Source organism: Vicinamibacterales bacterium (assembly GCA_035699745.1).
In the GTDB taxonomy this organism is placed as follows: Bacteria; Acidobacteriota; Vicinamibacteria; order Vicinamibacterales; family 2-12-FULL-66-21; genus JAICSD01.
The window spans coordinates 39616-66164 of the sequence record DASSPH010000030.1 but is presented as its reverse complement, the minus strand read 5'-3'; the positions used below and the strand labels follow the sequence as shown (position 1 = coordinate 66164).

The window sequence follows — 26549 nt, the reverse complement described above, 5'->3', positions numbered from 1 at the left end:
TTTTCTCTGGCTTCAGAGACGTAGAGCGACTGGGGGAACTCGTCCACGACGCGGGTGAAGGCGCGCGTCGCTTCGTCGGTCTTGCCCGCCGCGATCGCGGCGCGCCCGAGCTGCATCAGCACGCCGTCGACCGGCAGCTGTGAGTTGGTGTCGGTCGACAGCTCCTTGAACGTCGTCATCGCGGCGTCCCCCTTGCCCTGCGCGAGCTGTGCTTCGCCGATTCCGAGGCGGGCGGTCTGGCGATAGATGCTGCGGCTGCCGGCCTTCTGCAGCACCTCGTTGTAGCGCTGCTCCGCTTCCGCAAACCGGCCGAGCTCCGCCAGCGCCGCCGCGAGGTGATAGCGCGCGGTGATCCCCGCGTTGCTGTTCGGATACGCATCCGCGGCCGCCTGCAGCTTCGGCAGTGCCGCCTCCAGGCGTTCGCGCTCGGTGCGGAACGTGCCGGGCGGCTGCACCGGCGGCGGGCTCCCGGGGGCGGGCGGCGGCGGCGTGTACACCGGCGCCTCGGCGACGGCGAGCGCGCCGGCGAGCAGCGCTTCCGACTTGCTGTCCCGCGACGCGCGCCAGGCGAAATAGCCGCCGACGACGACCGTGACCGCGATCAACGCGATGGCAATCGTCGCGACTTCCTTCCGGCGCTGTTCGACCATCTCGCGCGTCCGGGCGACGGTATGCGCGAATTCGTTCTCTTTGAGCCTGTGACGTTCCGTTGATTTCATAGTCGCTGCTGTCCGCTGCCCGCTGCCGCTGTCCGGTCCGCTCAGAGGTTTGCGCCCGGCAGGTCTCGAACCTGCGACCCCCGGTTTAGGAAACCGATGCTCTATCCTGCTGAGCTACGGGCGCATGGCGACGGGGAGTCTCGATTGTACCGCTAGTACTGGAGGACGGCCCGCAGGTTCTCTCCCTCGAGCTTCTCGCGGCCGTTGAGCGCCACCAGCTCGATGAGCACGGCGACGCCGTGGACGTCCCCCCCGAGCTTGCGGACGAGGTCGACCGCCGCGCGCGCCGTGCCGCCGGTGGCGAGCAGATCGTCGACGATCAGCACGCGCTGGCCGGGCTCGACCGCATCGCTGTGCATCTCGAGGCTGTCGCTGCCGTACTCCAGATCGTAGCTGACGCGGATCGTCGTGTGCGGCAGCTTGCCGACCTTCCTGACCGGCACGAAGCCCGCGCCGATGCGGTCCGCGACCGCGGCGCCGAGAATGAAGCCGCGGCTCTCGATGCCGACGACCAGCGAGATCCCGGCGCCGCGATACGGCTCCGACATCGCGTCGATCGCGAGCCTGAACCCCTCCGGGTCGCGCAACAGGGTGGTGACGTCGTAGAAGAGAATGCCAGCCTTGGGGAAATCCGGCACGTGGCGGATACGGGTCTTGAGCTCGTTCATCTAATCTCGAATCCTGTGGTGCGCCCCGCGGGCGCCTGTTCTTCCACCTCGACGCGCTCGATGCGCGCGCCGCCGGGACCGCGCCGCACCGCCGCCTCGAACCGGAACAGCGACTCGGCGTCTCCCTCGGCGACGACCTCCACGCAGCCGTCGGCGAGGTTGCGTACCCAGCCGTGAATGCCCTCGCGTGCCGCGGCATCGTGGGTGAACCAGCGGAACCCGACGCCCTGCACGCGCCCGGCGACGATGTAGCGGCGCGCGACCTTCATGCGAACTGCCGATTCTATTGGGATCGCTCGTCCCTGTCGACGGTAATCTCGATCACGCCGATCGGCTCGTCGCGGACGACGAACAGCGCGTCCCCCTCGACCGACAGCTCGAGCAGATCGACGGGCCGGTACGGATGCTCCTCCAGCGTCAGCGTGATCTGGGCGATCTCCTGATGGCTCTGGAGCACCACCTCCGCGATCGCGGCGAGCGTGGCGCGGCTCGTCGGTCCCTTGTGCCACGCGAAGGTGTCGACGATCGCCTGGCGCACGCCGGCGCGATACGGCGCGAAGGCGATGTCGCCGGACGTGTACGCCCAGCGCGCCGACAGCCTGGCGACGAAGACGCGCTGCAGCCCGTCGGCCGTCGGTTCGTCCGCCGGACGTCCGCGCGACGTCGGCGCGAAACCGCCGGTGCGCAGCAGGACGAGGTTCTCCACGCCGGCCGATACCGACGTCCGCGTACCGTTGCTGCTGACGCTCGCCGTCCGCCGCTCCACGCCCGCCGGTGTGAACGCCTGCCCCTGCGCCTTGCCGCCGGCGTCGAGCCGCGCCCAGGGCTGCTCGGAGATCTCCACGCGCGCCAGTCCGATGCCGGGATGCCGCGCCAGAACCTGCCCGCAGATTTCCAGGCCCAGCGATTCGATCGACGACGCCGCGTGCTCCTGCTCGCGGACGACGCGGTGGACGAGATTCTTCACCGCTTCGCCCGGCACCATCGCGTCGATCGGCCCCTCGAACCGGACGCCGATCGTCAGGTCTTTCGGGTCATGGCGGTCGCCGCGCTGCAGCACGCGCAGCATGCGCAGCCGCGACTCGCCATAGGTGCTGGACTGGACCTTGGCCACTACTTGCCGGCCGCCGGCGTCACCGGCGGCAGCTTCTTCTTCGCGATCTGCTTGTTGAACGCGCCGACGTCGGCCGCGAGCAGCGCGTCGAGGCGTCCCAGGTGCGTCTCGAGCTGCCCGGTGAGCTCCTTGAACACGGCGTACGACTGATCGGTCGGACGATAATCGCCGGACTCGACGATCCCCTGCAGCGCGGCGAGCTTGTTGTTCAACCGGATCGGGAAGTTGAGCGGATCCTGGCTGCTGCGGTTGCGGTACTGATACAGCTGCCCTTCCACGTCGGTGAGCTTGGTCGTCAGCGCGTCGGCCATCGCCTTGATCTTCGCGTCCTTCGCCTTGCCGGCGCGATCGGCGACCTGATCCTTGACCGAACGGATCTTGATCACCGCCTCGTTGGCCGCGCTCACCTTGGCGTTGATGTCGCGCGCGAGCGCGAACTGCTGCTGCAGATCGGCGTCAGTGGCACTGATGCCCGGCTTCCGGACGATGCTGAAGGGCTGCGTCTTCGTCTGCGTGCCCTGCGCGCCGCCGAAGGGGCCCGTGGCGGTCAGCCGCACCTGATACTGCCCGGGAGGCGCCTGCGGACCGCGCACGCTGCCGGCCCACATGATCAATCCGGGGAACGTCGCCGCGTCGGGATAGCGCGTGTCCCACACGAAGCGGTTCAGCCCCTGCGCGACCGGCACGCGCGCGGGGGGCTGACGGAATCCGCCGCCCTCTTCCGCGGGGGGCGCGGCGGGTGCGCCCCCCGGCGCGGGCGCCGGGGCGGGCTTGCCGGTGAAGCTCTTGATCAGCGTCCCCTGCGCGTCGAGGATCTCGATCGTGACGGCGTCGGCAGGCTGCTTCAGGAAGTAGTCGATCGCCACGCCGCGCGACACCGATCGCATCGCGTCGCCGGGCTTGAACAACACCACCGGATCGTCGGTCGTGCGCCGTTCGATCTGGCGCAGCACGTTGATGTTGTCCATGACGTAGAACGCGCGGCCGTGGGTGCCGATCACCAGGTCGTCGTTCTTGATGCGGATGCCGTGCACGGGCGTGGTCGGCAGATCGAGGCTGAAGGGCTGCCAGACGCCGCCGGCGTCGAACGAGACGTAGATGCCGGTCTCGGTCCCCAGGAACAACAGTCCCTTCCGCTTCGGATCCTCCGCGATGGTCCGCGCGAAATCGTCGGGGCGGATGCCGCCGACGATCTTCGTCCACGTCTTGCCGTAGTCCTGCGTGCGGTAGACGTACGGCGCGCGATCGGAACGCTGGTAGCGATTGGCCGCGAGGTAGGCGGTGCCGGCGTCGTGCGGCGACGCCTCGATGAAGCTGACCCGGGCGAACTCGGGCAGATCGGGCGGCGTAATCCTGGACCAGTTCGCGCCGCCGTCGCGCGTCACGTGCACGTAGCCGTCGTCCGATCCCGCCCACAGCACGCTGCCGTCGAGCGGCGAGGGGGCGAGCGCGAAGACCACCGCGTACGTCTCGACCCCGGTCTGGTCGAGGGTGATCGGCCCGCCGGAATCCCCCATGGTCGACGGATCGTGGCGGGAGAGATCCGGGCTGATCTGCTGCCACGACTGACCCTGGTTGGTGGACTTCCACACGTGCTGCGAGGTGACGTAGACGGTCTTCGGATCGGTCGGGGAGATGACGATCGGGAACGTCCACTGGAAGCGCTGCGTCATCGACGCCGAGTTGTGCCCCATCGGGTTGTCGGGCCAGACGTTGATGGCGCGATCCTCGCCGGTGCGGCGGTTGATGCGCGTCAGCAGGCCGCCGTAGCTCCCGGCATAGAACACGTCGGTGTCAGTCGGATCCGGCGCGATGTATCCACTCTCGCCGCCGCCGACGTCGTACAGATCGTCGCCGGTGCCGGCGCTCGAGACGCACGCCGTCGAGTTGTCCTGCTGCGCGCCGCAGACGTGATACGGGACGTGGCTGGTGGTGAACACGTTGTAGAACTGCGCCGTCGGGTAGCGCTGGCTGGTCCACGACTCGCCGCCGTTGACCGAGACGTTGGCGCCGCCGTCGTTCGAGTTCGCCATCCGGCGCGGATCCTCGGGGGAGATCCACAGATCGTGGTTGTCGCCGTGCGGCACCTGGATCGCGCGCAGCGTCTTGCCTGCGTCCACCGATCGATACAGACCGGTGTTGAGCACGTAGAACGTGTCCTTCGTCTTCGGGTCGCCGTAGATGCGGGTGTAATAGAACGCGCGCTGCCGGATGCGGCGATCGTCGTTGACCATCTTCCACGTCGCGCCGGCGTCGTCCGACATGAAGATGCCGCCGTCGGCGGCTTCGATGATCGCCCACAGGCGATTGGGATCGGCGCCGGAGACCGCGATCCCGACCTTGCCCCAGATCGGCTTCGGCAGCCCTGGGTTCCGCGTCAGCTCGGTCCACGATGTCCCGCCGTCGGTGCTCTTGTAGAGCCCGCTGCCGGGTCCGCCGCTCGACAGCGAGTGCGGCGTGCGGAACACCTCCCACAGTCCGGCGTACATCACGCTGGGGTTCGCCGGATCGAGGACGAGATCGACGGCGCCGGTTTTCTCATCCTTGAACAGGACTTTTTCCCAGCTCTTGCCGCCGTCCCTGGTGCGGAAGACGCCACGGTCGGGATTCGGTCCGTACGGATTGCCGAGCGCCGCGACGAACGCAATGTCGGGGTTGGTGGGGTGAATGCGGATTCGGGCGATTGCCTGCGTCTTCTCGAGCCCCATGTGCGTCCAGGTCTTCCCCGCGTCGGTGGTTTTGTACACACCGTCGCCCTGAATGACATTGCCGCGCAGCTGCGTCTCCCCCATCCCGACATACACGACGTCGGGGTTCGACGGCGCGATCTGCACCGCGCCGACCGATGACGTGCGGATCTGCCTGTCGGTTACCGGGCGCCAGGTCACGCCGCCGTCCGTCGTCTTCCAGACGCCGCCGCCAGTGGCGCCGAAGTAGTACTCGTGCGGGCGGGCGGCGCTGCCGGCGACCGCTTGCGAGCGGCCGCCGCGCGGCGGTCCGACGGAGCGCCAGCGCAGGCCGGCGAAGAGAGAAGTATCGACTTGTGCGTCAGGCGCCGCGACGGTGAGGCTCAACAACGCGACGACGAGCGCGAACTTGATCGGCTTGGACCTCGACATGCTCATGGAGCCTCATCCTAAACCATCAGTACGTAGCGGGCGACTCACAAACGGGGCGGATCCGCTCTTATGGAAGAGGCGGCAGCGGTCTCGCGGTGGGCACGCCCTGTGCTGTAATCGGCGCCAGGAGGGAAACGATGCTGTTTACGATTGCGGTGATCCTGCTGGTGCTGTGGCTGCTCGGACTGGTCAGCGGCTACACGCTCGGCAACTTCATCTATGTGCTGCTCGTGATCGCGATCGTGCTCTTCATCGTCGGTCTGGTCAGCGGCCGCCGCACGGTGTAGCGCCCCCAGCACCGGCCAAGCTGTTGGCTACCGGCCAACGGCTTGGCTGCGCGAGGGGAGGACGGTCAGGCCGGAATCGTCGATTTCAGGCCTGTTTTCGCGAGGGCCCACACGGCACGGGGGTTGCTCCATTTTCGGAGGATGCCCAGGGCCCACAGCTCAATCGGGTCGCTGTCCGGAGCGGTTCAGGCTTCGGAAGTGCACGCCGGCGCGTACCCGCACGGTCGCGCGCTGACGTGCGCACACTGTACGTACGGCCTCGAGTGCGTCGAGCAGAATCGGCGCGCGGGTTCCTGGGTCGGCTCGTTCCTCTGCCCCAACTGCCGCAGCGAATACCTCTACGCGTATCGCTGGGGCCGGTTGATCGAAAAGATGTAGAGCGCGGAGGCAAGTAGACAGCAGGCGTCAGGCGTGTGGTCGCGTCACCTCCGGGCGGGACCGCTCTCCTTCAGCTCGCAGCGCTGGCTTGACGACGAATCCCCTGCTGTCTACTTCCCCCCGCGCTTTTCTCATCCGAGGGGCTTCGCCCCTCGGACTCCCCTCCACGCTCTCTCGCTCGTGTGCATTCACCCGAGCGGCTTCGCCCTTCCGACGCTCTCCCACTTGCGGCACCCACGGACTGGTGAGGAGCACCGGCCGTGCTATCGTTGGCTCGTCATGAAAGGAGCCGGAATGGCCCGATGGGTCCGGGTGGCGGTGCTCGTGTGTGCCGCAGGCCTGACAGGAACACTCGCAATGGCGCAGGAACTCAAGGTGGGCGACAAGGCCCCCGACTTCTCGCTGCCGGGTTCGGACGGCAGGACGCACTCGCTCTCGGCCCACAAGGGCAAGGCGGTCGTCCTCGCCTGGTTCCCGAAAGCGTTCACCGGTGGTTGAACGGCCGAATGCAACTCGCTCCGTGAGAGCGGGGATCAAATCCGGCAGTTCGACGTCGCGTACTACATGATCAGCGTCGACACGCCCGAGGACAACAAGGCGTTCGCCGAAAAGGAGAAAGCCGACTTCCCCATCCTCAGCGACCCGTCCCGCAAGGTCGCCGAGAGCTACGGCGTGCTCCGCGCTCCGAGCGTCGCGCAGCCGGATGCGCCCCGCTCCGCGCAGCGCTGGACCTTCTACATCGGTCCGGACGGCACCATCCTCCACATCGAGAAGGCCCCCGGCACCAAGGACGCCGGCGCCAACGTGGTCGCCAAGCTGAAAGAACTCGGCATCAAAGAGAAGAAGTAGCGCTGGACGTTCATCTCGTCGACGGAACCTACGAGCTGTTCCGTCACTACTACGCACTGCCATCCGCCCGGGACGGCGACGGCCGCGAGGTCGCCGCCGTCCGCGGTGTCGTCGCTTCCGTCCTGGGAATGATCAACGGCGGCGCGACGCATGTCGCCGTCGCCACCGACCACGTCATCGAATCGTTCCGCAACGATCTCTGGCCCGGCTACAAGACCGGCGCCGGCATTGACCCCGATCTGCTCGCCCAGTTCCCGCTCCTCGAAGACGCGCTGTCGGCCCTCGGCGTGGTGGTGTGGCCGATGGTGGAATTCGAGGCGGACGATGCGCTGGCGGCGGGCGCGGCGCGGGCGGCGGCGGACCCGTCGGTGGATCGGGTGATCATCTGCACGCCGGACAAGGACCTGGCGCAGTGCGTGCGCGGCACGCGCGTCGTGCAGTTGAACCGGCGCTCGCGCGCGACGATCGACGAAGCGGGCGTCGTCGCCAGGTTCGGCGTGCCGCCGGCGTCGATCCCGGATTACCTCGCGCTGGTCGGCGACGCCGCGGACGGATACCCGGGGCTGCAGGGGTGGGGACCGAAGTCGACCGCCGCGGTTCTGGCGCGCTTCGGTCATCTCGACGCGATTCCCGAGGACTGGCGCGTCTGGCAGGCGAACGTGGCGAATCCCGCCGGGCTCGCGAAGACCTGGCTGCGCGAGCGCGACCGCGCCTTTCTGTTCCGCACGCTCGCCACGCTGCGCACCGACGTGCCGCTCTTCGAATCGGTCGAGGAGCTGCGCTGGCGCGGTCCGACGCCGGCGTTCGCGCCGATGGCGGCGCGGTTCGACGCCGCGCGCTCCTAGGCAGCACGCCGCGCGGCGGGCCGCTACCCGCCGGCGTTCACGTTCGGCGGTTCCGCTTTCTTTCTGCGCCGCAGCAGCCGGTCGAGCGGCTCGCCGAGCGCCAGGATGCCCAGCGCGAGGAGCACCGCGGCGCCCGACGTCATCCACAGCCCGCAGCCGGCGGCCACGCCAATCGCGGCGACGATCCAGATCGAGGCGGCGGTACTGAGGCCGTGCACCTCGTTCGACTCTTCCCGCCGGAGAATGACGCCGCCGCCGATGAAGCCGACGCCGGCGACGAGCCCCTGCAGCACGCGGCTGGCGGCGCCGAACCCTTCCGGATCGCCGGCGTTGGTCAGCGCCAGACCGATCAGCGTGAGCAGCGCCGCGCCGAGCGAGACCAGGGCGTGCGTGCGCAGGCCCGCCGGCTTGGCGCGCAGTTCACGGTTGATGCCGACGGCCGCCCCGAACAGCGCCGCGAGGATCAACCGGAACACCGCCACCAGCGACGACTCGGGCACGCTCACCATTTCCATCTGGAACCTCACCGGCATTATGCGGTACCGTGCGCACATGAGCACCCGCGACCTCTCCCGCCGCGCTTTCCTCTCCATGTCGGCTGCCGCCCCGTTCGCGTTCTCGGCGGCGCTGCACGGCCAGAAGAAGATCCCCGTCGGCCTCGAGCTGTATTCGGTTCGCGGCGAGCTGGCGAAAGATCTGCTCGGCACGGTGGCGGCCGTCGGCAAGATGGGCTATCAGGTCGTCGAGTTCTACGCGCCCTACATGCAGTGGACGCCGGATCGGGCGAAAGAGGTCCGCAAGGTCCTCGACGACAACGGTCTGAAATGCCCGTCGACGCACAACGGCGTCCAGTCGCTGACCGCCGACGGCCTGCAGAAAGCGATCGAGCTGAACCAGATCATCGGCAGCAAGTACATCATCATCGCCAGCTCGCCGGCCAAGACCGCGGACGAGTGGAAGGCATTCGCCGGGCAGCTCTCGCAGGCCTCGGCGCAGCTCAAGGCGGCCGGGATGGCGACCGGGTTCCACAACCATGCGATCGAGTGGAAGCCGGTGGACGGACAGCGGCCGATGGACATCCTCGCGGCGAACACACCCGGCGACGTCGTGCTGCAGTTCGACGTCGGGACGTGCCTCGAAGCGGGCGCCGACCCGATCGCCTGGATCAACGCGCACCCCGGACGGATCAAGAGCGCGCACTGCAAGGACTGGGCGCCCGATCGCGGTTACAACGTCGCCTTCGGCGAAGGGACCGCCCCGTGGAAACCGCTGCTCGACGCGCTCGAGAAGACGGGCGGCGTCGAGTACTACCTGATCGAACAGGAAACCGGTGCGCAGCAGGACGGCGAACTGCCGATGGTGCAGCGCTGCCTCGCGAACTGGAAGAAGCTGGGTCGCTGAGCGGGGCGATCCGGTGATTTGGTGATCGGCTGACGGATTTGTAAGCGATTCGCCGGCAAATACGGGCCTTTTCCGCCCATTCCCGGGGCATTCCCTTTGCAGCCCGGGAGGCCTGACTTCATGATGGAGCAGGCTCTTCCCGGGCGCGCGCACGCCGCCGCCGCGCCGCAGGCGCGCCACGTCGCGGCCGCCGGTACGCTCGTCGTTCCCATCTTCGCCGCCGCGATGTTCCTGAGCGGCTTTCTCCTGTTCATGGTCGAGCCGATGGCGGCGCGCATGGTCCTGCCGATCCTCGGCGGCGTGCCGATGGTGTGGAACGGCTGCGTCGTCTTCTTTCAGATCGTGATGCTGGCCGGCTACGGCTACGCGTTCGGCACGTCGCGCTGGGTGCCGCTCAGGCGCCACGTGCTGGTGCACGGCGTGCTGCTGCTCGTGCCGGCCGCGGTGCTGCCCTTCGCCATCGGGAGCGGCACGTCGGCGCCGCCGGACGGCAATCCGCTCGCCTGGCTGCTGCTTCTCCTCTCGGCGACGATCGGATTGCCGTTCTTCGTGCTGTCGACGAGCGCGTCCGTCTTCCAGCACTGGCTCTCGCGCACCGATCACCCGTCGGCGCGCGATCCCTATTTCCTGTACTCGGCGAGCAATCTCGGCTGCCTGCTCGCGCTGGCGTCGTATCCGACCGTGGTCGAGCCGGTGCTGACGCTGCACGCGCAGGCACGGTTGTGGGCGTTCGGCTACGCCGGGTTCGTCGCCCTCGCCGCCGGCTGCGGCGCCGTCGCCTGGTGGCGGATGGCGCCGCACGCGATCGCGCAGCGCGTGGAGGAACCCGTCCGGGCTGCACCGCCCTTGTCGTGGCCGCGGCGAGCGCGCTGGATGGCGCTCGCGTTCGTGCCGTCGAGCCTGATGCTCGCGGTGACGAGCTACGTCTCGACCGACATCGCGGCGGTGCCGCTGCTGTGGATCGTGCCGCTGTCGCTCTACCTGCTGACGTTCTCGCTCGCGTTCGGCAAGCGCGGCGCCGCGGCGGACGCGATTGCCGCCCGGGCCGTGCCGCTGCTCGTCGTGCCGCTCGCGCTCGTCATGATCGCCAAGCTGCGCGCGCCGCTGACGGCGATCCTGCTGATCCACCTGGGCGCGTTCGCCGCCATCGCGCTGAGCTGCCATGCGAGCCTCGCCAAGGATCGTCCGGAGGCGTCGCGGCTGACCGAGTTCTATTTCTGGATCTCGTTCGGCGGCATGCTCGGCGGGCTGTTCAACACCCTCGCCGCCCCGGTGCTCTTCAACAGCATCGTCGAGTACCCGCTCGTCGTCGCCGCGGCGTGCCTGCTGTTCAGGACTCGAGAGGCCGCCGCGTGGAAAGGCAGCGCCGCCGACGTCGTGCTGCCGCTGGCCGTGGGAGGCCTGACGGCGGGGATTCTGATCGTCGGCGCGTCGAAGGGGGCGCCGCTCGCGGTGCAGCTCGCGGCGCTGTCACTCCCCGCCATCCTGACGTTTGCGCAGCGGCGCGAGGCGCACCGCTTCGGCTGGTGCGTCGCGGCGCTGATGGCCGCGAGCCTCGCCTTCGACAACGCCGGCGAGCGCGTGCTCTATGCGACCCGGACGTTCTTCGGCGTGTATCGCGTCAGCGAGGATCTGCAGGGGCGCTATCATGCGCTCGCCCACGGAACGACGCTGCACGGGCTGCAGGCGCTGGCGCCGGAGCGGCGCAACGAGGCGCTGACCTACTTCCATCGCACCGGCCCGTTCGGCCAGGCCTGGGCGGCGCTGCCGCGCGCCGCGCGCGCGCGCGACGTCGCCGTCGTCGGCCTGGGCGTCGGCACGCTCGCCAGCTACGCGACACCGGCGCAGCGCTGGACGTTCTTCGAGATCGACCCGGCGATCGAGCGCATCGCCCGGACCCGCGAGCAGTTCACGTTCCTGGAGGCCTGCGGCGCGCGCTGCCCCGTCGTGATCGGGGATGCCCGCATCTCGCTGAACCGGGTGCCGGAGCGCAGCTACGACGTGCTGGTGCTCGACGCGTTCAGCTCCGATTCGATCCCGATCCATCTGATGACGCGCGAGGCGGTGGCGCTGTATCTCTCGCGGCTCGTCCCCGACGGGCTGCTGGTGATGCACATCTCCAACCGTCATCTGACGCTCGGCCCGATCGTCGCCCGGCTCGCCGAGAGCCACGGACTCACGGCGCTGCAGCAGATCGATCGCGGCGGCGCCCGCAAGCCCGAGGGCAAGAGCGACTCGCACTGGATCGTGATGGCCCGCAACCCCGCGGACCTGGCGCCGCTCGCCGCCGACCCGCGCTGGTCGCCGCTCACCCCCAGGCCGGGCACGCCGCTCTGGACCGACGACTTCTCGAATATCTTGAGCGTCCTGCACGCGCGCTGAGAACCGGTAACCGGTAACCGGTAACCGGTAACCGGTTACCGGTGCTACCCGCTGTGCCGTGCCAGCCGCAGCTCCAGGTGACGGCGCACGTCCGGCCATTCCGTGGCGAGGATGCTGTACATCACCGAATCCCGCGCCGAGCCGTCCTTGCGGATGCCGAAGTGGCGGATCACGCCGTCCTTCTTCGCCCCGAGCGCTTCGATCGCGCGCTGCGATCGAAAGTTGAATCCGTCGGTTCGCAGCCCGACCACCTTGCACCCGAGCGTCTCGAAGGCATGGGTCAGCAGCAGCAGCTTGCAGGTGGTGTTGACACCGCTTCGCTGCCGGCTCTGCGCGTACCACGTGTAGCCGATCTCCACCCGATCCAGCGCCGGGACGATGTCGTGGTAGCGGGTGGCGCCGATCACCGTGCCCGTGATCGCGTCGCGTACGACCCACGCGATCATGCGCCCCTCGGCCTGCGCCTGCAGCGCGGCATCGATGTACGGCCCCATGTCCTGCGGCAGCGGCACGGCCGTGTACCACAGCTCCCAGAGACGCCCGTCCGCGGCTGCCGCGGCGAGCGCGTCGCGGTGATCCGGGGTGAGAGGCTCGAGGCGGATGCCGCCCCGTTCGAGCACGACCGGCTGCGCGTGGATCATGGCGGCAGCGTACCGCGAAACCCGGCAGCTTCACCACTCCAAGTCCCCGCTGCACCGGTGTCTGATCCAGAATCAGACCGTGGCCGAGAGATGGCGCGGGCGCAAGGAAGTCGCGCTGTTCGCCGCGGTGTCGCGCGCCGGCGGCATGGTGGCGGCGGCGTGGTGGCTCGCGCTGCTGCTGCGCGGCACGCTGCCCGCGGTGTTCGCGGTGGCGATGGGAGCGCTCGTCTCCGCCGTGCAGCAGGGGGCCCCGCCCGGTCCGGCGCTCGCGCTGGTCGGCGCGGTGTTCGTCACGCTGCAGATGCTCGGCCCGATTCACCAGGCGCTCAGCGCCAACGTGGGGGATCGCACGGCGGCGTGGCTGTACGACACCGTCACTCGCGCCTGCGTCGGTCCCCCCGGCATCCGCCACCTCGAGGATCCGGCGCTCACCAGCGACCTCACCGCGGCGCGTGATTTCGATCTCGGCATGACCGGTCCGCCGCTCGCGTTCTCGATGGACTTCATCGCCAGCGGGATGGTCGAGATGATCGGCGGCGTGGCGTGCGCCGTGATTCTCGTCGGCTACGCGTGGTGGGCGCCGATCGTGCTCGCCGGCGCCTGGCTCGCGACGCACTGGCTGCTGCGCGAGAGCGCGGTGTGGCACGACCGCAACACCGGCGAGGTGCGCGCCGCGCAGCGCGGTGCCGACTACGCCTATCGCCTCGCCGTGGATCCGCCGGCGAGCAAGGAGCTGCGGCTGTTCGGGCTCGCGGACTGGATCGTGGACCGGTTCGTCGTCCGCCGCCGGCGGCTGCACCAGTTGCAGTACGACGCCACGCGGCTGCGCGAGCGGCCGGTGCTGTGGAGCGCCCTGATCGTCGTGTCGGCGAACGTCCTCGTCTTCGGGGCGCTGGCCTCCGACGCCGCGGCGGCGAGGATCGGCCTTGGCGAGACCGTCGTCTACGTCCAGGCGGCGATCGGCGTGTCGATGATCGCGTTCGGCGGATTCAGCTGGGCGCTCGATGGTGCTGCCGCGCCGGTCGGCGCGGTGATGCGGCTCGGGCCGGCCATGCAGGCGGGCGGATCGCTGCCGCTCGGCAGCCGCCGCGCGGCGTCGGCGCCGGTGCGCGAGATCCGCGTGCGGCAGGTGGCGTTCGGCTATTCGCCGGGATCGCTCGTGCTCGACGGGCTGGACCTCACGATCCCGGCCGGAACCTCGCTGGCGATCGTCGGCCAGAACGGCGCCGGAAAGACGACGCTCGCCAAGCTGCTCTGCCGGCTGTACGACCCGGTGTCCGGGGCGATCGAGATCGACGGCGTCGATTTGCGCGAGTTCGATCTCGCGTGGTGGCGGTCGCGCGTGACGGCGGTGTTTCAGGACTTCATCAGGTTCGAGCTGCCGCTGCGCGACAATGTCGCGCCGGCCGGCGGCCCCGACGCCGTCGTCCGCGCCGCGCTCGAATCCGCCGGCGCCTCCGGGCTCGCATCCCTGGACACGGTGCTGGCGCGCGGGTACGACGGCGGCACCGACCTGTCGGGCGGACAGTGGCAGCGGGTGGCGCTGGCGCGCGCGCTCGCCGCCGTCTCGATGGGCGCCGGGGTCGTCCTGCTCGACGAGCCGACCGCGCAGCTCGACGTCCGCGGCGAGGCGGAGATCTTCGATCGGCTGCTGACCGCGACGCGGCACTGCACCACGATTCTGATCTCGCACCGGTTCTCGACCGTGCGTCATGCAGATCGCATCTGCGTGCTCGAGCACGGCCGCGTGGCGGAGCTCGGCACGCACGACGAGCTGATGGCCCTCGGCGGACGCTACCGCACCATGTTCGACCTGCAGGCGCAGCGTTTCGTCGACGGAGAGGAGGCGTCCGGCCTTGACAGCCTCACCTGACGATCGGCCTGCGCCGCCGGAGCCGCCGCCGGTGCAGGCGGCGATGGACCCGCTTCCCCCGGCGCTGGCGTCGATGTGGCGTCTCTGCAGGCTCGGCTACCGGCACGAGCCGCGTCTGATGGCCGTGTCGTTCGTCCTGTCGCAGCTCGCGGCGCTGCCCGACGCGCTCCTCGCGCTGTGGCTGGCGGTGCTCGCCGACGGCCTGATCGGCGCGCGTTCCGGGGTCGTGCAGGTTGCGGCGATCGGGCTCGGCATTTCGACCGCGGGCACCTGGTTTCTGCGAACCGTCAGCACGCGCGTCCAGCGGCGCTTCCGCGATCGCGTGACCATCGCGCTCGAGGCGCACGTGGCGCGGCTTCAGGCCACGATCCCCACGCTGGCGCATCAGGAGCGCCCCAACTATCTCGATCGCCTCGCGATGCTGCGCGACCAGGTCTTCGTGCTCGACCACATGTACATGTCGCTGTTCTCCACGCTCGGCTGGATCCTGCGGCTCGGCGTGACGATGACGCTGCTGGCGTCGATTCATCCGGCGCTGCTGCTGCTCGGCGTGTTCGCGGTCCCGACCGTGGTGACCTCGACGTGGAGGCCGGCGGTGGAACGCGCGGTCCAGGAGCGCGTGGCCCAGGCCGCGCGGCTGGCGCGGCATCTGTTCGTGCTGGCCTCGACCGCGTCTCCGGGCAAGGAGGTGCGCGTCACCGGCATCGCGGATCGGCTGACGCGGGATCGCCGCGCCGCCTGGGAGCGCTGGTACGGTCCGGTGGCGGGTGCGCGCGCCGCGTCCGCCGCCTGGCACGCGCTGGCATGGGCGGTCTTCGGTGCCGGCTACGTCGCCGCGGTAATCTTCGTCGCGTCGCGGCCGGCCGTTGCGGCGGCGGACGTGATTCTGGTGCTCGCCGCCGGCGCCCGGTTGTCCGCCTACGTCGGCGCAACCGTGGGCGAGATCGGATTCCTGCGCGGATTCTGGATGGACGGCTCGCGGCGCCTCGCCTGGCTCGAGGATTACGCCGCGACGATGGACGCGTCCGGCGATGCGGCGGCGCCGGACGCCATCCGTGACGGCATCACGCTCGACCGGGTGTCGTTCGCGTACCCGGGGACGTCGCGCCTGGTGCTGGACGAGGTAACGCTGACGCTGCCCGCGGGCGCGGTCGTGGCGATCGTCGGCGAGAATGGCGCCGGCAAGACGACGCTCGTCAAGCTGCTCACGCGGATGTATGCGCCGACGTCGGGAACGATCCGGGTGGACGGCACTCCCCTGTCGCGGATTCCGGCTGCGGCGTGGCGCGCCCGTCTCGCCGGCGCCTTTCAGGACTTCTTCAAGTTCGAGTTCGCCGCGCGGCAGGCGATCGGGCTGGGCGACCTCGCCCGCATCGACGATGCCGCCGCGATCGCGGAGGCGGCGGAGCGCGCCGGCGCGGCCGATGTCATCGCGGGGCTGCCGGCGGGGCTCGAGACGCAGCTCGGCGCTTCCTGGCCCGGCGGCGTCGATCTGTCGTTCGGGCAGTGGCAGAAGCTGGCGCTGGCGCGCGGCTTCATGCGGCGCGAGCCGCTGCTGATGATTCTCGACGAGCCCACGGCCGCGCTGGACGCAGAGACGGAGCACGCACTCTTCGAGCGCTACGCGGCGGCGGCCGCGCGGCGGCGCGCCGCCGGCGACGGCGGCCGCATCACCGTGCTGGTGTCGCATCGCTTTTCGACGGTCCGCATGGCCGACCTGATCGTCGTGCTCGACGGCGCCCGCGTGGCCGAGGCGGGCACGCATGAGGCGCTGCTCGCCCGGGGCGGCCAGTACGCCGAGCTGTACGGCATCCAGGCCGCCGCCTACCGCCGTTGACAGCCGGCCGCGGTCGTGTTATTAAAGTCGCAGAGGTGTTATAAAAATCACATGTCTGCGAAACGCGCGCCGGCGCTCCTCACCAAGCGGGAACGGCAGATCGTGGACGCCCTCTACCGCCTCGGCCGCGGCACCGCCGCCGAGATCATGGCCGCCGTCCCCGGCGCGCCGACCTACTCCACCATCCGCACCCAGCTCCGCGTGCTCGAGGCCAAGGGGCACGTCCGCCACGAAGAGCACGGGCTGCGCTACGTCTACATGCCGACCGTGCCGCGCAGCGCCGCCCGCAGGTCGGCGCTCAAGCACCTGGTCGAGACGTTCTTTGACGGCTCCAGCGCCAAGGCGGTCGCCGCGCTGCTCGGCGGCGAGGCGTCGCGGATGTCCGACGACGACCTCGATCGCATCGCCGCGCTGCTGAAGAACGCACGCGGAGAGAGCCGATGACCCCCTGGCTCGACGTCGCGCTCCGCACCACCGCGATGCTGGCCGCCGGCGTGCTGTTCGACGTCCTCTTCCGCTCGCGCGCCGCGGCGCTGCGGCACTTCGTCCTGGCGGCCGCGATCGCCGCCGCCGTCGCGGTCGCGCCGCTCTCGTTCGTGGTGCCGGCGCTGAACGTCCCGATCGAGCCCCGCTGGGAGCGCAGCCCCGCGCTGATCGCGACGCCGTCGCCGGTCCGCGACGATCGCCCCGCGTCCGGCACGGCCGCGGCGCCGGCGCCGGGCGACAGCGCGCCGCCGCGCGATCCGTCCTCGGTGCTGGCGGTCGTCTGGCTCGTGGGATTCGGTGTCGCGCTGGCGTCGCTGCTGGCCGCGGTCGTCCGGCTTCGTGCGATCGTCCGCGCCGGACGGGTGAGCGGCAATCCCGAGTGGCACGCCATGACGCGCGCGATCGCGGCCAGCTACGGCATCCGACGCGAGATCCGTCTGATCGAGACCGGCGCGTCCGATCTGCTCGCCACGTCCGGCGTGCTGCGCCCGTCCGTGCTGCTGCCGTCCCACGCCCGCGAATGGCCCCGCGAGCGCATGCACGCGGTGCTGTGCCACGAGCTCGCCCACATCCGCCGGCACGACTGGATCGTGCAGATGGCGGCGGAAACGCTGCGCACGGTGCTCTGGTTCAACCCGCTGATCTGGATCACCTGCACGCGCCTGCGCCGCGCCAGCGAGCAGGCGTGCGACGACGCGGTGCTGGGGCGCGGTGTGGCGGCGCGCGACTACGCCGGCCACCTGCTCGCGCTGGCGCGGCGCTGCCGCCGAACCGGAACCCGCTGGGTCTCGGCGATGCCGATGGCTCACCCGTCCACGCTCGAAAGGAGAATCGTCGCCATGCTGAATCCGCGACTCGATCGTCAGGCTCTTTCGCGGCGCGCCGCCGTGCTCGCCGCCGCCCTGCTCCTCGCCGCGGCGCTGCCGGTCGCGGCCCTCCGCGGCCAGCAGGCGCCGCCGTCGTTCTTCTCGGGCGCGATCTACGATACGACCGGCGCCGTGATGCCGGGCGTCGCCCTCACGCTGGAAGATGCGTCGCAGAAATGGACGGCGCAGACCGGCGCGGACGGCCGTTTCCAGATCGCCGCCATCCCTCCCGGCAAATATGTGTTGTCCGCCTCGATTCCCGGCTTCCGTGCCCTGCGGCAGGAATTCGAGCTGACCAGCCCGCGCGACTGGGACCGCGCGATCACACTGCCGGTCGGCACGTTGCAGGAGACCATTTCGGTGCGCAGCACCCGGATTACCGCGCCGGCGTCGGCGCGGCCGCAGGGACCGGCGCCGGTGCGCGTCGGCGGCAACATCCGCGTGCCCAGGAAGCTCGTCGACGTGCGTCCCGTGTATCCCGACTCGATGCGCGCCGCCGGCCGTGAAGGGGTCGTGACGCTCGACGCGATCATCGGCGAGGACGGCTCGGTCACCTCGGTGCGCGTGGTGGGCGGCGACGTCCACCCCGATCTCGCGGTCGCGGCGGCCGACGCCGTGCGGCAATGGCGCTTCAGCCCGACGCTGCTGAACGGCAGGCCGATTGAGGTCGTGATGGCGGTGAAGGTGTCCTTCAGCCTCGATTAACGCGGCTTGCGGCCGCTTTCCATCGCGGCGAGCTCCGCGGCGGCGGTCCCGGCGCGGCGGCGCGCCTCCGCGAGCGCGTCCTGCGCCTCGGCGGCGCGCTTCGCCGCTGCCTTCCGCGCCTGCACGGCCTGGCGTGCCGCGGTTTCGGCCGAGTCCAGTTCCTGTTCGGCGCGGGCCAGCGCCTCGCGCGCCCTCTCCACCACGTCCGCGGCGCGCTTCTCTTCGCGTTCCGTGCGCGCCGTCTCGAACTCTTCGCGGCGCGCGGCGGTTTCCGCCTCGCGCAGCGCGCGGGCCGCCGACGCCGCGTCGTGCTTCGCCTTGGTGAGCGCTTTGGCGTCGACCTTCGGCGCCGGCGCGGCGCCCGCCTCTCGCGCCGCCGGCTTCTCGGGCGCCGGCCGCTGCGGCCGCGGCGGCCCGGGGGCGATCGGCAGCCCGGACAACAGCTCGAACCCCGCGGGCTGCAGGGCGTGCGTCAGCCGCCCCGGCGGCTCGTCGCCGGGCAGCGCCCGCAGCGTGGTCGCAACCGCGTGCCTGGTGGCATCGGTCGCCGGATGATCGGCCGCGGCCAGCAGCGTCAACGTCGTCTTGAGCGCGCGCTCGACAGCCTCTTCGTGGACCTTGCCCGCGGCGCGGACGTCGCCGCTGCGGCCGGCCAGCACCGCGCGGTGCGCCTTGCGCGCATTTTCGGCGGCGGCGATCAGATCGTTCCAGACGTCGCCGTGCTGCCAGTACAACTGGTTCACCGCCCACGCGGTGATCGGCGGCCTGGCCAGCGCGCGGATGCGTGCGGCGTCGCTGCCGCCGGCCCGTTTGGCCAGCGCGTTGCGGGCGGCGGTGAACTCCGACGGCGGCAGCTGATACAGGCGATCGATCTCGCTCTCGAGTCCGCGGGACGCCATCGATATCAGCATATCGTGCCGCCGCGCGCCGACGCGGGGCTACTTCCGCTGGCTCGACCCCTGTCGCTGCGGCAGCGCGTAGGCGACGATGCCGGCCGGTCCGCCGGTCGTCGAGGACGGCGTCGCGGCGACGAGCAGATACTGGCGCCCGTTCAGTTCGTACATCGACGGCGATCCGCTGGTCGCGCCGCCGAGCGGCAGTTCCGCGAGCTGCTTGCCGGTCGCGCTGTCGTACACGTGGACCTTGCGGTCTCCCGCGGTGGCGAACACCAGGCCGGTCGCGGTCGGAATCAGTCCCCCTTTGATCGTCGCCGCCGTGCCGGTGCCGGTGATCCCCTGCGAGACGAGGCGGAGATCGTCGCCGAGCCCGATCTGCCAGCGGATCGTCCCCTTGTTCAAGTCGTAGGACGTCAGCGTCGTGTAGGGCGGATTCACGATCGCGGGATACAGCCCGAAGCCCTGAGTGACGTAGCGCCCCTCCTGAACCACTTCCCTGGCGCCGCCCGGACCCATGCGGACTTCGCCGGGACGAAGCAGGCGGATGAGCGCGGGCACGTTGAAGCCGATCACGTACACCGTGCCGTCGGACGGGTGCGCCGCGGTGCTGCCCCAGTTCGACCCGCCGTGATTGCCCGGCATGTGCAGCACTTCGTCGAAGCCGATCGGCGTGAACGGGCCGTCGTTTCTCGCCGCCAGGATGCGCTGCCGGAAGCGCTCGCGCTCCTCGGGCGTCAGGATGTACGGGTTGACGTCGTCGGCGGTGAATCGCTGGCGCGAGAACGGCGGCGGGCTCGTCGGGATCGGCTGCGTCGGCCACAGCGCTTCACCCGGCACGTCGGTGCGCTGCGGCACGGGACGCTCTTCGATCGGCCAGATCGGTGTGCCGTTGACGCGATCGAACACGTAGAGGTATCCGGTCTTGCTGGCCACCGCGACGACGTCGATTGATCGGCCGTTGCGGCGGATGGTCGTCAGCTGCGGCGCGGCGTTGTTGTCCAGATCCCAGATGTCGTGGTGCACGGTCTGGAAGTGCCACCGCCGCTTCCCCGTGCGCGCGTCCAGCGCCAGGATGCAGTCGCTGAACAGGTTCGCTCCCTTGCGGTTGCCGCCGTAGAAATTGAACTTCGGGCTCGCGGTCGGCACGTAAACGATGCCGCGCTTCTCGTCGATCGTCTGCTCTCCCCAGTTGTTCGCCCCCCCGATGGTCTTCCAGGCCTCCGGCGGCCAGGTGTCGTAGCCGACCTCGCCCGGCCGCGGCACGGTGTGAAAGGTCCACACCAGCGCGCCGGTGCGGACGTCGAAGGCGCGGATGTCTCCCGGCGCCGAGTCGTACTCCTGGTTGGTCGCCGAGCCCATGATGATCAGGTTCTCGAACACCCGGCCGGGCGTGCGCGACTGCTGGTTGACCTTCTCCGGATCGCGATCGAGTCCGGCGCGCAGGTCCACGCGGCCGTTGCTGCCGAACGTCCGGATCGGCTCGCCGGTCATCGCGTCGAGCTCCTGCAGGAAATTGGCGGCGCTGTAGATCAGGCGGCGGTCCGAGCCGTCCTTGTTCTCCCAGTAGTTGATGCCGCGGACGTTGAAGCCGGGCACCGGCTCCGAGAGCCATAACTGTTTGCCGGTGGCGGCGTCGAGCGCGACGAACTTGTCGCCGGCGGCGCGGCCGTAGATGACGCCGCGGACCACGAGCGGATTGAAGTCGCTCACGCCGCCCGGATAGCTCCAGGCGACCTCGAGACGGCCGACGTTCTCCTTCGTGATCTGCCTGGCGGCGACGAACTTCGAGCTGTCCGGCCCGCCGGCGTAGTCCCGCCACTCCCGCGGTCCCTGGCCGGCGAGCGTGGTCGCGGCGGCGAGGACGAGTGCGGCCGCGGCCGCGCTGCTGTATCTGCGCATAGGGCGCCACGGTACAACAAAACGCCGCCGGCACGGCATCCTTCCGCCCCGCCCACCCGCAGACCCCGCCAATCAGCGCGCTCAACGCCGCTACAATTCGATCGTGGCCAGGCCGACGTGCGATCTCCTCCTCACCAATGCCCTCGTTGTCACCATGGATGCCGGCTTCACCGTCCATCGCGGCGGCGCCGTCGCCGTGCGCGGGGACTCGATTGCGGCGGTCGGCGCCGATGCGGCGGCCTTCCAGGCCGCCGAAACGATCGACTGCCGCGGCCGCGTCGTCATGCCCGGCCTGGTGAACGCGCACACCCACGTGCCGATGACGCTGCTGCGCGGCCTCGCCGACGACTTGCGCCTCGACGTCTGGCTGATGGGTTACGTGATGCCGGTCGAGCGCGCGTTCGTCAACCCCGACTTCGTGCGCCTGGGCACCAGGCTCGGCTGCGCGGAGATGATTCGATCGGGCGTCACCTGCTTCGCGGACATGTACTACTTCGAAGACGCGATCGCCGAGGCGACGGCGGCGGCGGGGTTGCGGGCGCTCTGCGCCCAGACGGTGCTGCGCTTCCCCACCCCTGACGCCACCAGCTTCGAGGAATCGCTCGCGCTCGCCCGGGACTTCATCGGCCGGTGGCGCGGCCATCCGCTGATCGTCCCGGCGCCGGCGCCGCACGCCCCGTACACGTGCACCCCCGACATCCTGCGCGCCTGCGCCGAGCTTGCCGTGGAGTTCGACGTGCCGCTGCACATTCACCTCTCGGAGACGGCGCTCGAAGTCGACGAGTCGCGCCGCGTCAATGGCATGCCGGTCGTGCCGTGGGTGAAGAAGCACGGGCTGTTCGACGCCAAGGTCCTCGCCGCGCACTGCGTCCACGTGGACGACGGCGAGATGCGGGCGCTGAAGAACGCGAACGCCGGCGTCGCGCACAACCCGTCGAGCAATCTGAAGCTCGCCGCGGGAGTCGCCCCGGTGGCGCGGATGCTGGAGCTGGGGGTCGACGTCGGGATCGGCACGGACGGGCCGGCTTCCAACAACGACCTCGACATGTTCGAGGAGCTGCGGCTGGCCGCGCTGCTGGCGAAAGGCACCACCGGGGATCCGACGGCGATCCCGGCGCGGACGGCGCTGGCGATGGCGACGCGGCTCGGCGCCCGGGCGCTGCACATGGGCGATCTGATCGGATCGCTCGAACCGGGCAAGCGCGCCGATCTGGTCGTCCTCGAGCTCGATCGCCTCCACAACGTGCCCGCCTTCGGGCACGGCGCCGGCGGCGTCTACGGCCAGATCGTCTATGCCTCGAAGTCCACCGACGTCGTCGACGTGATGTGCAACGGCCGGTGGCTGATGCGCGATCGCCGGCTGCTCACGCTCGACGAGCGCGAGCTGCGTGCGGCGGCGCAGGACGCGGCGTCGCGCGTCGACGCGTTCCTCACCAGCCGCGAGGTCAGCGTGCTGCAGAAGCTCGTCGCGGTCGGCGGCGCCGTCGAACAGGAGAGCTTCGAGGTGCAGGTCAAGGCGCGCGTGCCGGCGGAAGACCAGGTGCTCGCGGTGCTGGGCAGCGATCGCGTCACCGTCATCAAATCGAGCCACTACCATCAGTACGATACCTACTGGTCGTTCGACGATCCCGACCAGGGATGGCTGCGCTATCGCGAGGACGAGTTCCTCGACGCCCACGGTGCCGTGACCGGCGCCCGCGCCCGTCTCACCCTGACGGGCCGGACGCGCGAGGATCACTTCGGCGCGGTCCTGCTGTCCCGCTCGCGCTACTACGCCCCGGCGACGCACTCGGCGCGGTTCTATCGCGAGTACTTCCGTCCGGCCGCCGAGCGTGTGGTCGAGAAGGATCGGCGCCGCTGGCTGGTGGCCTTTCGCGGCGTGGAGTTCTACGTCCACCTCGATCGCCTGCTGGTGCCGGCGCAGGACGGCTTCTTCGTGGAAGTGAAGTCGCGGACGTGGTCCCGCCGCGACGCGCGCGACAAGGCGGCGGTCATCACCGACCTGCTGGCGCTGTTCGCGACGAGGCCGGACGACACGATCAGCGACGGGTACGCGGACCTGGCGGGCAGCTAGCGCGGTTCAGCGAACGTCGGAGGCGGGGCGCTCCGCTTTCGGCGCGACGTAGCTCCTGCGGGCGCGAGGCTTCAGACCCTTCTCGCTGACGCGGACGCTGACGTCGTGCACCTTGCCGTCTCGCTGGGGCGGCGCGAACGCCAGCAGATACTGCGTGTGCAGTTCGTCGGCGACCGCGGCGAAGGCCGCGCCGAGATCCTGGCCGAAGCGGATCTCGGTGTAGCCGCCGCCGGTTTCTTCGGCGACTCGAGCCAGCCCCGGATCCGGCATGTCGGCGAGCAGCATCGCCTGCAGTCCGCCCGGGCCGGCGCCGGTCTGCGGCGGGCGCGCGCCGCGGCTTCGCATCCCGATGCCGTAAATCATCACGTCTTCGTCGCGCGCGCGATCGATCGCGTCCGCCTGGCTGGACGGGCGATCGCGGAAGCTGATCGGCCCGCTGTCCTTGCCATCGCTGAGGACCAGGATCACCTTCCGCCGATCGTCGGCGCCGTCGAATGCGCGGATCGCCTGGACGACGGCGCGCCAGAGCGGCGTCGGCGCATCCGGGGCGATTGCCGTCGGCAAGGACGCGGTGAGCTCGCGGCGGTCGCTCGTGAACGCCGGCGCGAGGACGACCTCGTGGCCGAAGGATCCGACCCGCGCCTGGTCGCCGGGCAGCAGCCGGGTGAACAACTGCTCCGCCGCGCCGCGCAGCAGCGGCAGGTTCCCCGCCATGCTGCCCGACACGTCGAGCAGCACGATCAGCCGGATCGGCTGCGGCTTGTTGTCGAACTGCGTGATCGGCTGCGGCTTCCCCTCGTCGCGGACCTCGAACTTGTCCTGCGTCAGGCCGGTGACGAGACGGCCGTCGCGATCGAGCACGGTGACGAAGACGCGGACCGCGTCGCTCGCGGTGCGGAAGACCGGCTGCTGCGGCGCCGCCGCGAGGAGGATGCCGGCGGACGCGACGGCGATCGAGCTCGTCAAAAACCTGGTCATGACAGTAGAATACGCCCGCGGAGAGACGCGGCGTGCTGCGAGCGCTGCTTTGCTCTTGGCTTGGAGCGCGCGCTGCGATATTCTCCCCGCGTTCCCAAAAACAGCTGCGCAGGCCGGCTGCCCGGAGACGGTACCGGTCTGTATGTTCGGAGGACTCGCGCGTGAACGAACCGGCGGCCGGTGATCAGATCACCGAAGAGCTGAATGACTCCCTGCACCTCACTGACGCGGACAACCTGGACGGCACCGATGATGCGGACGAAGAACCCCCGGCCGGACGGATCCGGGAAGGCCTTCCGGCCACCTTTCGCATGCGCCACGATGCGCACTATGTCGACGAACTGATGTCCCGCACGGCCCACGACACACCGGCCCCCGTGCCCGAGCGAACCGACAGCCGCGCCGCTGGCGACGCTCCGGTGTCTCCCACGCTGACGGGTCCGGCCCTCGGCCTCATCGCCGATCGGCTGGAGTCGCTCGTCACTCACCAGAGCGCGGCGCGTCCGCAGTTCGCCAGTCCGTCGCTGATCGCGCAGTCGGTGCAGGTCGAGTTCCTGCGCGTGACGCGCCTGGCGCGCGCCGCGGCGACGCTGCAGCAGCACGAGCCGCCGACGCGCGTCGAAGTGTCGGCGCGCGAGATCGTCGACGCGTCCGTGCGAGCGGCCGCGCCGGTGGCGCGGCTGGCAGGCATCGAGTTCGACATCTCCGTCGACGACGCCGCGTTCGAGATCCTCGCCGAACCGTCGCAGGTGGTCCTGGGGCTCGTCGGAACCGTCGATGCGGTCGTCGACATGCTGCTCTCGGATCCGCGGCGGCAGCCGGGCAGGGACGGCCGGCAGCCGCCAGCCCGGATCTCGATCAGCCTGCAGACGGTGCGCGTCCGGCCGGCGATCATCATCGACGTGTTCTGCCCGACGCTGATCGTCGGCGGCGGTCAGGCGAGCCGGTTCTTCGAGAACGGCGGCGACGACTACCGCGGCGCGCCGGCCGCCGGCGTGCTGCTCGCGGCCGCGGCGCACATCGTGCGGGCGCACGGCGGCCGCGCCGACGTCAAGCGCCACGCCGCCAGCGGCGCGACGATCACCTACGTGTTTCCGCAGACCCCCTAGGGGAACTGGACGTGCCGGACGGCTTCGTTGATCACGAAGATGCGCAGGTTGTTGCCGCGCTGATCGTGGGGTGAGAGGTAGAAGCCCGCGCCGTCCACCGCGTAATTCAGCGTCGTCCCGCTCAGGACCTCGCCGTCCATGAAGGTGACGATGATGTCACGGCCGCGTGCCGCCGGGGTGGGCTCGACGTCCGGCGGCGCGCCGGCCAGGTCGTGGACGAAGAACACCGCCTTCAGATGACGCAGCAGCAGCGTCGATACCGCCGATTGCGGCGCGTCCGGCGCCGGCGCGACCGAGACGTAGCCGCGGGCCGGCACGAAACCGCGGCAATATCCTTTCAGCACGCGTCCGTCCGCGTACCGCGCCACGACCGGTACCCAGACCATCGTGGCCGGAACCGCCGCCTCGACGACCCCCGCGGGCACTGGCGCGGGCGGCAGCGCGGCGAACGGCAGCGGCGCCGGCTCGGACGCGCGCGGAGGGCTCTTCGGTGAAACGGCCGGATCGTGCCCGGCGCGTTCGCGCAGCGCCGACACGTCGTTGACGAGCGCGACGAGCTGCGCCGCCACTCTGAGGAAGTGCAGGTGCCAGGCTTCGAGCTGGCAGTCGCGCGGAAATTCCACCACCAGGCGCGCCACCACGCTCCCCTCGCGCGCCGCGTCGAAGTAGACCGTGTCCTCGCGGTGTGGCCCGATCCCCGTTCCGCCGTCCGCAATGTGGATCACACGCGTGGGGACCGAGCGCCGCAAACGGTCCGCGAGCGCGGACAGCAGCGTGTCGGCCGGCGCCGCGGCTTCGATGCCGCGCGTCAGGTCGCGGAACAAGACCGTGAGGTGCCGCCGGAAGCTGTCTCCCGCGCGCCGTCCGGCCGGCGACTGAATCAGCCCGAGTGTGGAGGTGAGGATGTCGTCGCCGACGATCGCCGCGGGGTCGCCGCCGGTGCAGGCGTGCGAGAGCCGGCGGATCGCCCCCGTCATGCGCGCGTGCTCGCTGAGAAGACTGGTGAACGCGTCAGACGTTTTGTCGACGGCGGGCTGCGCCGTCTCGATCGCCCGCCTGAAGGACAGCGCGCTGCGATACATCATGTACGGCGCCACCCGCGAAACCTGGCTGCGCACCACCGTCGAGGGCACCGCGATCTCGCCGCCGCTGCCCGAGATCTGCACGACCACGGGTGCGCCCGGATTCAGCCGGCTGGTGGTTTCGATCTGCGCACCACCCGATGACAGATCGATCAGCGACACCACCGGGCCGTACTTCAGACGGATGGTATTCAGCCAGTCGAGATCCGAGAGCGTCAGGCGCGGATGGACGCGGCGGTCGGATGGCGCGGGGTCGTCCGTGCGCGGTTCGGTTCGTACAAGCGTCAGGCCGGAGGCCGCGGCGCCGGAGCGAGCTGCCATGGATGGATACGCCGGGCGGA

At 70.3% G+C, this 26549-nt stretch carries 21 protein-coding genes, 1 tRNA gene and 1 pseudogene; 11 read left to right on the top strand and 12 right to left on the bottom strand.

Annotated features, from left to right (window positions below; genetic code table 11):
• The 6 genes from VFK57_06020 to VFK57_05995 all read right to left on the bottom strand — a co-directional run.
• On the bottom strand, nt 1–719 hold a 719-nt coding region (locus VFK57_06020), incomplete at its 3' end, for a tetratricopeptide repeat protein (GenBank protein HET7695246.1).
• A 50-nt stretch (nt 720–769) separates the two neighbouring features.
• Nucleotides 770–843 (bottom strand) — tRNA-Arg (locus tag VFK57_06015).
• Nucleotides 844–871: 28 nt separating this feature from the next.
• Nucleotides 872–1387, bottom strand: a complete 516-nt coding sequence (locus VFK57_06010) for an adenine phosphoribosyltransferase (GenBank protein ID HET7695245.1) — start codon at nt 1385–1387, stop codon at nt 872–874.
• Entirely contained in the window at nt 1384–1656 is a 273-nt protein-coding gene (locus VFK57_06005; protein HET7695244.1) for an acylphosphatase, read from the bottom strand. The genes VFK57_06010 and VFK57_06005 overlap by 4 nt, the downstream gene beginning before the upstream one ends.
• Before the next feature lie 14 nt (nt 1657–1670).
• Nucleotides 1671–2501 (bottom strand): hypothetical protein, encoded by an 831-nt coding sequence (locus VFK57_06000; protein HET7695243.1) that lies wholly within the window; start codon nt 2499–2501, stop codon nt 1671–1673.
• On the bottom strand, nt 2501–5626 hold the full coding sequence (locus tag VFK57_05995) for a hypothetical protein (protein ID HET7695242.1): 3126 nt from the start codon (nt 5624–5626) through the stop codon (nt 2501–2503). The genes VFK57_06000 and VFK57_05995 overlap by 1 nt, the downstream gene beginning before the upstream one ends.
• A gap of 131 nt (nt 5627–5757) precedes the next feature.
• On the opposite strand from VFK57_05995, the gene VFK57_05990 reads away from it, so the two are divergent.
• From VFK57_05990 to VFK57_05980, 3 genes and pseudogenes are all read left to right on the top strand, one after another.
• On the top strand, nt 5758–5907 hold the full coding sequence (locus VFK57_05990; protein HET7695241.1) for a lmo0937 family membrane protein: 150 nt from the start codon (nt 5758–5760) through the stop codon (nt 5905–5907).
• Nucleotides 5908–6669: 762 nt separating this feature from the next.
• Nucleotides 6670–7134 (top strand): annotated as a pseudogene (locus VFK57_05985) (peroxiredoxin).
• 2 nt (nt 7135–7136) lie between these two features.
• Entirely contained in the window at nt 7137–7979 is an 843-nt protein-coding gene (locus tag VFK57_05980) for a 5'-3' exonuclease H3TH domain-containing protein (GenBank protein HET7695240.1), read from the top strand.
• Between the two features lie 23 nt (nt 7980–8002).
• Here VFK57_05980 and VFK57_05975 read toward each other — a convergent pair whose 3' ends face one another.
• Nucleotides 8003–8506: an MgtC/SapB family protein gene (locus VFK57_05975; GenBank protein HET7695239.1), complete on the bottom strand. Its 504-nt coding sequence runs from the start codon at nt 8504–8506 to the stop codon at nt 8003–8005.
• A gap of 25 nt (nt 8507–8531) precedes the next feature.
• On the opposite strand from VFK57_05975, the gene VFK57_05970 reads away from it, so the two are divergent.
• Together VFK57_05970 and VFK57_05965 are read left to right on the top strand one after the other, a co-directional pair.
• The gene (locus tag VFK57_05970; GenBank protein HET7695238.1) at nt 8532–9380 is read left to right on the top strand and encodes a sugar phosphate isomerase/epimerase; all 849 of its coding nucleotides are present in this window, start codon (nt 8532–8534) and stop codon (nt 9378–9380) included.
• 123 nt (nt 9381–9503) lie between these two features.
• Complete coding sequence (locus tag VFK57_05965; GenBank protein ID HET7695237.1) at nt 9504–11762, top strand: fused MFS/spermidine synthase; 2259 nt, start codon at nt 9504–9506, stop codon at nt 11760–11762.
• 44 nt (nt 11763–11806) lie between these two features.
• Here VFK57_05965 and VFK57_05960 read toward each other — a convergent pair whose 3' ends face one another.
• A complete protein-coding gene (locus tag VFK57_05960) occupies nt 11807–12403 on the bottom strand; it encodes a GNAT family protein (protein HET7695236.1) in 597 nt (198 codons plus the stop codon).
• 79 nt (nt 12404–12482) lie between these two features.
• Between VFK57_05960 and VFK57_05955 the strand changes: the two genes are divergently transcribed.
• From VFK57_05955 to VFK57_05940, 4 genes are read left to right on the top strand one after another with little or no spacing between them, the layout of a single operon-like run.
• A complete protein-coding gene (locus VFK57_05955) occupies nt 12483–14276 on the top strand; it encodes an ABC transporter ATP-binding protein (GenBank protein HET7695235.1) in 1794 nt (597 codons plus the stop codon).
• A complete protein-coding gene (locus VFK57_05950; GenBank protein ID HET7695234.1) occupies nt 14260–16113 on the top strand; it encodes an ABC transporter ATP-binding protein in 1854 nt (617 codons plus the stop codon). The genes VFK57_05955 and VFK57_05950 overlap by 17 nt, the downstream gene beginning before the upstream one ends.
• A 51-nt stretch (nt 16114–16164) precedes the next feature.
• On the top strand, nt 16165–16557 hold the full coding sequence (locus VFK57_05945; GenBank protein HET7695233.1) for a BlaI/MecI/CopY family transcriptional regulator: 393 nt from the start codon (nt 16165–16167) through the stop codon (nt 16555–16557).
• Nucleotides 16554–18170 (top strand): M56 family metallopeptidase, encoded by a 1617-nt coding sequence (locus VFK57_05940; protein ID HET7695232.1) that lies wholly within the window; start codon nt 16554–16556, stop codon nt 18168–18170. Before VFK57_05945 ends, VFK57_05940 begins: the two co-directional genes overlap by 4 nt.
• Here the strand turns inward: VFK57_05940 and VFK57_05935 are convergent.
• Complete coding sequence (locus tag VFK57_05935; GenBank protein HET7695231.1) at nt 18167–19069, bottom strand: hypothetical protein; 903 nt, start codon at nt 19067–19069, stop codon at nt 18167–18169. The two genes, VFK57_05940 and VFK57_05935, sit on opposite strands and share 4 nt — an antisense overlap.
• A gap of 39 nt (nt 19070–19108) precedes the next feature.
• A complete protein-coding gene (locus VFK57_05930) occupies nt 19109–20965 on the bottom strand; it encodes a PQQ-binding-like beta-propeller repeat protein (GenBank protein ID HET7695230.1) in 1857 nt (618 codons plus the stop codon).
• Between the two features lie 103 nt (nt 20966–21068).
• Here VFK57_05930 and VFK57_05925 point away from each other — a divergent pair, with 103 nt between their 5' ends.
• The gene (locus tag VFK57_05925; GenBank protein HET7695229.1) at nt 21069–23039 is read left to right on the top strand and encodes an amidohydrolase family protein; all 1971 of its coding nucleotides are present in this window, start codon (nt 21069–21071) and stop codon (nt 23037–23039) included.
• 6 nt (nt 23040–23045) lie between these two features.
• Here VFK57_05925 and VFK57_05920 read toward each other — a convergent pair whose 3' ends face one another.
• Entirely contained in the window at nt 23046–24017 is a 972-nt protein-coding gene (locus VFK57_05920; GenBank protein ID HET7695228.1) for a VWA domain-containing protein, read from the bottom strand.
• 161 nt (nt 24018–24178) lie between these two features.
• Here VFK57_05920 and VFK57_05915 point away from each other — a divergent pair, with 161 nt between their 5' ends.
• Entirely contained in the window at nt 24179–25126 is a 948-nt protein-coding gene (locus VFK57_05915; GenBank protein HET7695227.1) for a hypothetical protein, read from the top strand.
• On the opposite strand, the gene VFK57_05910 is transcribed toward VFK57_05915, so the two are convergent.
• Nucleotides 25123–26529 carry a PilZ domain-containing protein gene (locus VFK57_05910; GenBank protein ID HET7695226.1) on the bottom strand — a complete coding sequence of 469 codons (1407 nt, stop codon included), beginning with the start codon at nt 26527–26529 and terminating at the stop codon, nt 25123–25125. The two genes, VFK57_05915 and VFK57_05910, sit on opposite strands and share 4 nt — an antisense overlap.
• Between the last annotated feature and the right edge of the window lie 20 nt (nt 26530–26549).

Bases quoted from the DNA above. Each gene is read 5' to 3' on its own strand.
- VFK57_05930 (HET7695230.1), bottom strand. From the start codon at position 20,965: ATGCGCAGATACAGCAGCGCGGCCGCGGCCGCACTCGTCCTCGCCGCC.
- VFK57_05960 (HET7695236.1), bottom strand. From the start codon at position 12,403: ATGATCCACGCGCAGCCGGTCGTGCTCGAACGGGGCGGCATCCGCCTC.
- VFK57_06010 (HET7695245.1), bottom strand. From the start codon at position 1,387: ATGAACGAGCTCAAGACCCGTATCCGCCACGTGCCGGATTTCCCCAAG.
- VFK57_05910 (HET7695226.1), bottom strand. From the start codon at position 26,529: ATGGCAGCTCGCTCCGGCGCCGCGGCCTCCGGCCTGACGCTTGTACGA.
- VFK57_05935 (HET7695231.1), bottom strand. From the start codon at position 19,069: ATGGCGTCCCGCGGACTCGAGAGCGAGATCGATCGCCTGTATCAGCTG.
- VFK57_05940 (HET7695232.1), top strand. From the start codon at position 16,554: ATGACCCCCTGGCTCGACGTCGCGCTCCGCACCACCGCGATGCTGGCC.
- VFK57_05945 (HET7695233.1), top strand. From the start codon at position 16,165: ATGTCTGCGAAACGCGCGCCGGCGCTCCTCACCAAGCGGGAACGGCAG.
- VFK57_05920 (HET7695228.1), bottom strand. From the start codon at position 24,017: ATGACCAGGTTTTTGACGAGCTCGATCGCCGTCGCGTCCGCCGGCATC.
- VFK57_06005 (HET7695244.1), bottom strand. From the start codon at position 1,656: ATGAAGGTCGCGCGCCGCTACATCGTCGCCGGGCGCGTGCAGGGCGTC.
- VFK57_05990 (HET7695241.1), top strand. From the start codon at position 5,758: ATGCTGTTTACGATTGCGGTGATCCTGCTGGTGCTGTGGCTGCTCGGA.
- VFK57_05970 (HET7695238.1), top strand. From the start codon at position 8,532: ATGAGCACCCGCGACCTCTCCCGCCGCGCTTTCCTCTCCATGTCGGCT.
- VFK57_05965 (HET7695237.1), top strand. From the start codon at position 9,504: ATGGAGCAGGCTCTTCCCGGGCGCGCGCACGCCGCCGCCGCGCCGCAG.
- VFK57_05995 (HET7695242.1), bottom strand. From the start codon at position 5,626: ATGAGCATGTCGAGGTCCAAGCCGATCAAGTTCGCGCTCGTCGTCGCG.